Below are 7,642 nucleotides of genomic sequence, written 5' to 3' on the forward strand. Positions count from 1 at the left end.
TTACCTCAATAATTAGCAGGATAGAAGTTTTAGGATGGAATAAACATACCGAAGGAAGTTACAGACTGACGAATGATCTCCTCAAATTTAGTACTGTGATTCCAGTTGATGAAGCGGTTGCAAATCATGCCATTCAGATTCGACAAAAATCGAATATAAAACTTCCTGATGCTGTAATTGCTATCACAGCCATTAACCTCTCAGCGACTCTGGTAACAAGGAATTACAAAGATTTTTCATCAGTTAATGGGATAGAAATTATAAACCCATTTGAATCTTAATGCCGTATGTCGGTTGTATACAAAAGCATTAGATTTCAACATCATAAACCAATAAAGAATCAACACGAAGATACAATGCTAGAGCGAAATTTTTTAATAGTCATTCTCATTTCAGTTATTAAAAAGGTTAGATAAAAATAATTATTCCGGATAAGCCGGAATATCACAGGTATTCAGGATCGTAAAAGAAATTACACGTACAATGACCAGCCTGCTCAAGCTCATGTACATGATACACACAGGGACAGATGATAGCCTTATCTTTCTCCTTATCGCCGGATCTGATACGACAGGGACAATACCGTTCACCGTACTTTTCAGAAAGACGGGCTAATCCCTTGATCACTGCATTTGCCTGTTTTTCATCAGGGTTCAGGACCCATCCTTTCGATCGGGAATACTCCAGAGCCCAACTTCTTATTTCTTCTTCAGTTTCTGCCACAGGATCTCCCATGTAAGAGTCAACTCACACAGACTTCAATATAATGGAGCATAAGGTAAAAAACTTTTTATGGACTCACTCCAATCAGGGGATCAGATCATCCTCATATCTTCGGGAAAAGAGATTTGTCAGGGTATGGTTCATCTTAGCAGGATACCCTGACTATTATACTCATGAATCCGGAATTATCCGTTTGAGAACATTCCGGTACGCGGTAATAACATCACCTTTGTCAAACCGGTACACATCCTTATCAAATGACTCTCCGGTTTTTTTTTTTTTTTTCCGCATGGAATCCATGCTGATCTCATCACCAAGGTAGATAGTGCCTCCTGACTTTCCAAACTCAAGCTTAAAGTCGACAAGCCTGATACCACACTCATCAAAGAACCGGGTTAGGACCTTGTTTACATGTAAGGCCATCTCCTTAACCTTTCGAAGCTCATCAGCAGTCAGAATATGCAGAACCTCGATAAGATCATCATTGATCATAGGATCGCCGCGCTCATCATCTTTATAATCAATAGTGACCACCGGGCGATCCAGCACCATTCCTTCCTTAACCGGATATTTCTTGGTCATGGAACCGGCAGCAACATTCCGGACAATGACCTCAAGCGGGATCATCTCCAGCCGACGGACGATCATGGTGTCTGGTGCAGACATCCGTAAATAATGAGTTGGAATCCCTTCAGCCTCAAGCATCTTCATGAAAAATTCAGACGCCGTTGCATTGAGTCTTCCCTTGTCAGTAAACTGGTCATGCTTGACCCCGTTAAAGGCGGTCATATCATTTCGAAAGACAACAATCAGTTCATCAGGACTCTCACTGGCATAAACTGATTTTGCTTTCCCCTCATACAGGGGTTTTGCCGGTATCACGGATGTACCTCTCATATGTATTGTGTTCTCAAGACTGATGATACAATCCCTGAGCCGTGGGTGGTACCACCCTCTCCGGATATACTCCGGATAAATACAGAGACGTTCTTTCAGTGTAAACCCTTTCGTAAGGGCCACAAGTTCGTCGAAAGCCGGCCAGGGATGCTCAGGGTTTACATAGTCAATCGTCACCGGTGAGATACCCCCAAGATCTGTCACCCCACAGGGGAGAATTTGTGCAGCGTCGGCAAGATTTGGAGGAATTTGAATGGCAATATCAGATGGGAGGATCTCTTTTGCCATCCGGACCGTCTCCTGCATATCTTGAAGGGTTGCTCCAGGAAATGCACTCATATCAGTACCTGGCTTTGGGCAGAAGTTCTGAATGATGATCTCCTGGATATGACCATATTTACGGTGAAGACCGGCGATTACCTCAAGTGATTCCCGCCGGTCTGACCGGGTTTCACCGATACCGATTAAAATGCCGGTAGTGAACGGAATTTTCAGTCTGCCGGCATCCTCAATCATGGCAATACGCCGGGCAGGTTCTTTCCCCGGGCAGTTCCGGTGCGCCGGGATATCAGCGGTGGTCTCAAGCATAAGTCCCATACTGGCATTGACATCAGCAAGATACCTCATCTCGTCAGCAGTCATAATCCCGGCATTGGTATGTGGAAGAAGACCAAGACGAAGGGCCTCTTCTGCCATTGCATGACAGTATTCCAGGATCGAAGTAAAGCCGTACTGCTCAAGGAAGGGCATAAAACCTGCCACCTCTTCAGGATGCTCCCCAAAGGTAAAGAGTGCCTCAGTGCATCCGGCCTCTGCCCCGCGCTTAAGAACCCGTATGACCTCATCCGGTGAAAGAACGCACCCTTCTCCAGGCGGGCGACGGAAGATACAGTACCCGCAGACATTTCTGCAGACAAAGGTAAGGGGCAGAAAAACATTCCGCGAATATGTAATTACCGGTGACATGATACAACAGCTTTGTGCATGAGATCCTTATGGTGGTTTTGAACCTGCAGGGATATGACGATCCCTTTTTCCATTCCTGATGGTAACGTTTGTTTCAGAGATGCGGATACCAGTTGTCATTCCCTATAAACCCATTCAGCCCAAGACCCGGCTCTCCTGTATTCTGACCGAAAAAGAACGGGAAGATTTTGCTCTCATGATGCTTCGGGACGTGGTTCATGCTGTAAAAAATGCAGGCTGTTCTCCCCTCATCCTTGCAACCGCACCGGTCGAACTTGACGATGTGCCGGTCAGAATACTGGAGGAAGGCCTCAATGAAACAATAAATGGGTTTTGCGAAGGAAATGATGAGCCTCTGGCAATTGTCATGGCAGATCTTGCTCTTGCAGACCGTTCATCAATCATTACCCTTCTTACGTCAGGGGGCGATCTTGCTATTGCTCCTGGTCGGGGAGGGGGAACCAATGCAATTTATGTACGATCTGCGAAGATGTTCCAGGCGCAGTATTATGGCATGAGCTTTGAGAAGCATGTCAGATATGGAACTGAGGCAGGTCTGATGGTTAAGATCATCGATTCATTCAGACTCTATTGTGACGTTGATGAGCAGGATGATCTCATCGAGGTGTTCATCCATAATACCGGGCATTCGCGGGAATGGCTTATCAGTCATGGATTCGAGATCGCCATGAAAAAGAGTAGAATCGGAGTGAAAAGACCCGGGTTTGAGTGAGCATCCCGTCTATTTCGGATCAGGCAACATCAGTCCGGTATCTTTGCTATAAATCATCGGGATATTCATTCCCAGGCATTCGATGATCATCACTTCAACCAGGATAAATGCCTCCGCCTCACCCCTGAGACATCCGGTGAGTACCTGATCTCCTCTTCCTGCAGAAATGTGGAGGTGTATGGCAGGACCATCATCTCCGGATCTGATAAAACCGGTCCCGATCAGTTCGTGAGCCAGAACAACTGATTCTGAGTGAGGGATCGGAGGGAGATGATCAACTTCAGGGCCGGTTACCAGCTTTGCGTTCTTTACTGCCCCGATGAAGTGAATGATACCTGCCTTGATCTCATGTTCCCTGACAAATGCATTAATTGTCTGTATCGGATCTTCACCATGCTCGATATGGAGGTAAAAGATCCTTCCACAGGTTCCGGAAGTATATTTCATTGATAATTATTTTACATGAGACGATTTGAGCTCACTGGTTCATGAGAAAGGTTCATTTCCCCTGCATGATGTCGTCATCATGATACTCCCGTCTGGTGTAGGAGTACTTATCTGATATCCCACCCTGAAGGACGATATAATACCACTCATACAGGGTGTTCCAAAACCCGAACTCATGATACCTGCGGAAATCAAAACCGACCTTCATATCCGGAGCAAATTTTACTTTTCCCATCTTCCGCATCCGGACAGCAATCTCCAGGTCATCTCCGGCGTCCATTATCCGGTACATTCCTGCCTTAAGAAGAGCATCTTTTTGGAAAGCCGTATTGCATCCAAGGGTATAATAATACAGTTTCGAATGAGCTCCGAATTTCATAAGGCCATTAAACAGGAGAGCGTATCGTTTATTGATATCATTCTTTTCAATTGGTGTGACCGGCCCAAAGGAGAGAACAACACCTGGTTCAGACAAAGACCTGACAGCATGCTCAACCCAGTCCGGTGCAACAATACTATCTGCATCGGTAGTCGCAACCAGATTGGATCGGGCACGAAGAAATCCATCATTTCTTGCCCCTGCAACCCGTTCAGACTCCTGAACAAAGACCATATCAGCATAATCTTCGGCAATATCACATGTTTTATCATGCGAACCACCATCTACAACGATTATTTCATAGTCATCACGCGGTATGGTCTGATGAGATAATGCCTCAAGGCTTCTTTTTATTCTTTTCTCTTCATTATATGCAGGAATTACGACGGATATCATGATATCATATGCATGTTAGGATATGAATGCTCCAGTATTATCTTATACTGCTACCCTCTTACATAGAAGGTTTATTCAGGATCCGTATTCATGACACATCCGGATGTTATCCAAAAGGAGAATGGTGTGAAGATTTCATCCCGTGGATTGTTTGCAATATCACTTGTATTCAGTTTATCGGTCATTATTATCGTATTCGGAGCCACGTTTACCGAAGAGACGATTCAATATATTCTCTCGTTTAATCTGCTCTTCCTTATTCTGGCCATCGGTTTTCGTATTCTCGCCCTGGCACTCTGGGGGCTTCGGATAGTCCTCATGTCCCGATCTCTTGGGTATCATGTCGGGTTTTTCTACTCATTGAATATGGTTCTTGCAGGATTACTGGCAGGTACAATAACTCCCGGTCAGGCCGGAGGAGAGCCGGTCAGGGTACATGAACTCTACCGGACCGGAGTGAAGGTAGGGGATGCGACTGCGGTTGTCATCATGGAGCGGGTACTGGACGGCATCATTCTGACATGCATGGGGGTCATCATTATGCTCATGACGCGGGAGATATGGAGTACATTCAGCACAAGTCTTATCATCCTCATCATCGCCGCCTGGGTCTTTCTACTCAGCTTCCTTTTCATACCCTTTCTTGCCATGCGATACCCGATCCCCATGAAATGTCTGATTCTCCGTCTGGTATCGTGGATCACTGAAAAATTATCTCATACACGACTTTCATCGTCAAAGATCTGTGCGTGTGCAGACACAGAGATTGATAACTTTTTTACCTGCTTTTCACGGTTTGCAGGACCGGCACGATGGGGCCTTCTTCTCGGAGGAATTGCGACTGGATTTTTCTGGGTGACAGAATTTATGGTTGCATCTGTTATCCTGATGGGTCTTGGACTGGACCCCCATATAATCCTCTCCTTTTTCTTTCAGATTCTTATTGCCATCATCATGATGATCCCGACCACTCCTGGATCATCAGGTATCACCGAACTCTCCACCAGTTCTCTGTATGCATTGATTGTTCCGGCAGGGATGCTTGGAATTTTTGTCCTGCTCTGGCGGTTTGTGACGTTTTACCTGAATATTATCCTGGGAGTTATTGCAGGGATGTGTATTGTTCACCGGGAGATATCCTGCAGAACAGAAGATTCAGAAGAGATGACCTCTGACACACCACAACCAGAGGAAGAAAAGAGGTGACGAAGAGGATTAAATACGGTGTACTGCTGCGGTTACTGGTCCGGTGCATTGTGGTTTTGGATACGCTACCTTCTCCCACCGGTCAAGCACCTCTGAACCTTCTATAAAGGCAAGGTCATGACGTTTTGCATATCGTATTGCATCTTCTTTAGAGAGAGCATATCCTGAATCATCATCAAGCATCTCACAGATGGTGATACTTGGGATAATACCAGACATCTCTGCCATGGCGACCGACAGTTCAGTCTGACCATGACGCTGGGACAAGAGATGCTCAGCCGCAATAAGAACCGGCATGTGACCCGGAGTTCTGAACTGATCCTTGAATGAGGAGGGCTCTCCGTTCATGACCGCATGAACCACTTCAGCCAGTGCATTTACGGTTTTTGTCCGGTCACGGTCAGTAATCCCGGTGAACGTATCCCTATGATTGACCCAGAGTGAGAACGAGGAATTATTAGACGGGTCGTAGGGGATATCACCCAGTTTTTCAACCATGGCGCAGTTTCGGAGCACTTCACGGGCAAATGGAAGACCCAGTTTCTTGGCTGCCAGGAAGGGTATTGCCGTACAGATAAGTCCGCCAGCATCATTTCGCATCCGGCAGATGTCGCGGGGAGTTATCATATCAGACCGCATTGCAAAATCGGTCTCACGTTCACGGTCATCAAAATCATACAGCAGGACCATCTCACCCTGCCTGAGTGCAGTAAATGCGTCTTTTGTCATAATGTCACCTCAATTGTTACTTCATCACCATCTTTTAAAGAGAACCGTTTTCGAAGGCCTTCAGGAGCGACGACCTCGATAAGTTCTTCCGGATAATGGGTCCGCCCGGGAATGATAATACCACAGGGAACATCCCTGATAAAACAGGGAAGACACCGGACATCTCCAAATGTCCGTCCTTCTGACTCAAATCCCTGCACAACCTTCCACTCTGCACTTGAAAGACGCTTTCTCTGAAGTGTTGCACCAGGGAGAAGGCGGATATTCAACGTGCCGGGAAATGGGGTAAACCCAAGGATTCCCTGGAACTGATCAGCGTAGGGTTGAAGGCTCATATAATACGCTCCTTCTCCAAGACCTGACTGAACGGTTCCATTCAGCATCAGAGATTTTTCCTGCCGGCCAAACAGGCGGTAGTAATCACAGTATTCCTGCCGGAGAGCATCTTCCCCGCCATGTGTTATGGTAACCTGTTGTCCGTCAGTTCCCAAAGTCCGGCTGATGAAACCCTGCTGCTCAAGCGAGCGCAACCTTCGTGATGCCGTCTGGGGACTGAATCCGAGTTCAGATCCAAGGCTTATCGTTTTGAGGAAAACCGGAGTGTTCAGACCACCCATGAGGGCGATCCGTTTCAGACATTCCAGATCCTCCGGAGTAACCATGATATCATATGTGAGATGGATCCTATTAATGTGTTTCCATATATGGAGATGATATCATAAGTGATATGATCCCAGTATTGATCCCCGAAGTTCCAACCAGACAAGGACAACACATCGTTTCATATATCACCATACACATGAGTACTATGAGATTCTCTATCTTCCATCTCTGAATGGTGAAGTCATAGGGAATTTGATTAAACACGACGTAATTACCAGTTCAGTGAACCTGACCAGCTCTTAAATATCATGCCCGAATCTCATTCATCACCAGATACCTGTAACCGGTGTGGACATTGCTGCAGTTTCATGGGCGATGTTTTTGGTATCATCGAACAGATCGGATCGTTTGAATATCGGATCCAGTACCTGATCACCGGAGTTCAGCAGGTTGTAACCATCGACCAGGATAAAAGGGAAATTTTTTCCTCTACGACAATTCTTGATAAAAGATCACTTGCCTGTCCTTTTCTCAGGTTTGATGATGAAGAGATTGCCCTGTGC

At 46.0% G+C, this 7,642-nt stretch carries 9 protein-coding genes and 2 pseudogenes; 4 read left to right on the top strand and 7 right to left on the bottom strand.

The window, feature by feature from the left end:
- The coding region (locus LDL35_RS13210; protein ID WP_304023239.1) for a type II toxin-antitoxin system VapC family toxin at positions 1-281 on the top strand (281 nt) is incomplete at its 5' end.
- Positions 282-444: 163 nt separating this feature from the next.
- Here the strand turns inward: LDL35_RS13210 and LDL35_RS13215 are convergent.
- From LDL35_RS13215 to cofG, 3 genes and pseudogenes are all read right to left on the bottom strand, one after another.
- A complete protein-coding gene (locus LDL35_RS13215) occupies positions 445-735 on the bottom strand; it encodes a ferredoxin-thioredoxin reductase catalytic domain-containing protein (protein ID WP_304023242.1) in 291 nt (96 codons plus the stop codon).
- 159 nt (positions 736-894) lie between these two features.
- A complete protein-coding gene (gene purC, locus LDL35_RS13220; protein ID WP_304023258.1) occupies positions 895-1,620 on the bottom strand; it encodes a phosphoribosylaminoimidazolesuccinocarboxamide synthase in 726 nt (241 codons plus the stop codon).
- A gap of 3 nt (positions 1,621-1,623) precedes the next feature.
- Positions 1,624-2,589: pseudogene (cofG, locus tag LDL35_RS13225) on the bottom strand (7,8-didemethyl-8-hydroxy-5-deazariboflavin synthase CofG); the annotation flags it as partial.
- Positions 2,590-2,686: 97 nt separating this feature from the next.
- On the opposite strand from cofG, the gene cofC reads away from it, so the two are divergent.
- On the top strand, positions 2,687-3,319 hold the full coding sequence (gene cofC, locus LDL35_RS13230; protein ID WP_304023245.1) for a 2-phospho-L-lactate guanylyltransferase: 633 nt from the start codon (positions 2,687-2,689) through the stop codon (positions 3,317-3,319).
- A gap of 9 nt (positions 3,320-3,328) precedes the next feature.
- Here the strand turns inward: cofC and LDL35_RS13235 are convergent, their stop codons facing one another.
- Together LDL35_RS13235 and LDL35_RS13240 are read right to left on the bottom strand one after the other, a co-directional pair.
- Positions 3,329-3,766, bottom strand: a complete 438-nt coding sequence (locus LDL35_RS13235; protein WP_304023247.1) for a DNA-binding protein — start codon at positions 3,764-3,766, stop codon at positions 3,329-3,331.
- Positions 3,767-3,818: 52 nt separating this feature from the next.
- Positions 3,819-4,541, bottom strand: coding sequence for a glycosyltransferase family 2 protein (locus LDL35_RS13240; RefSeq protein WP_304023250.1), 723 nt, complete (start codon positions 4,539-4,541; stop codon positions 3,819-3,821).
- A 90-nt stretch (positions 4,542-4,631) separates the two neighbouring features.
- Here LDL35_RS13240 and LDL35_RS13245 point away from each other — a divergent pair, with 90 nt between their 5' ends.
- Positions 4,632-5,747, top strand: a complete 1,116-nt coding sequence (locus LDL35_RS13245) for a flippase-like domain-containing protein (RefSeq protein ID WP_304023252.1) — start codon at positions 4,632-4,634, stop codon at positions 5,745-5,747.
- A 9-nt stretch (positions 5,748-5,756) separates the two neighbouring features.
- Here the strand turns inward: LDL35_RS13245 and ribB are convergent, their stop codons facing one another.
- Together ribB and LDL35_RS13255 are read right to left on the bottom strand one after the other, a co-directional pair.
- Complete coding sequence (gene ribB / locus LDL35_RS13250; protein WP_304023255.1) at positions 5,757-6,476, bottom strand: 3,4-dihydroxy-2-butanone-4-phosphate synthase; 720 nt, start codon at positions 6,474-6,476, stop codon at positions 5,757-5,759.
- Positions 6,473-7,138, bottom strand: coding sequence for a DUF120 domain-containing protein (locus tag LDL35_RS13255; RefSeq protein ID WP_304023256.1), 666 nt, complete (start codon positions 7,136-7,138; stop codon positions 6,473-6,475). Before LDL35_RS13255 ends, ribB begins: the two co-directional genes overlap by 4 nt.
- A gap of 249 nt (positions 7,139-7,387) precedes the next feature.
- Between LDL35_RS13255 and LDL35_RS13260 the strand changes: the two are divergent.
- Positions 7,388-7,642, top strand: a pseudogene (locus LDL35_RS13260) (hypothetical protein); the annotation flags it as partial.

Source organism: Methanospirillum hungatei (assembly GCF_020216685.1).
GTDB lineage: Archaea > Halobacteriota > Methanomicrobia > Methanomicrobiales > Methanospirillaceae > Methanospirillum > Methanospirillum hungatei_B.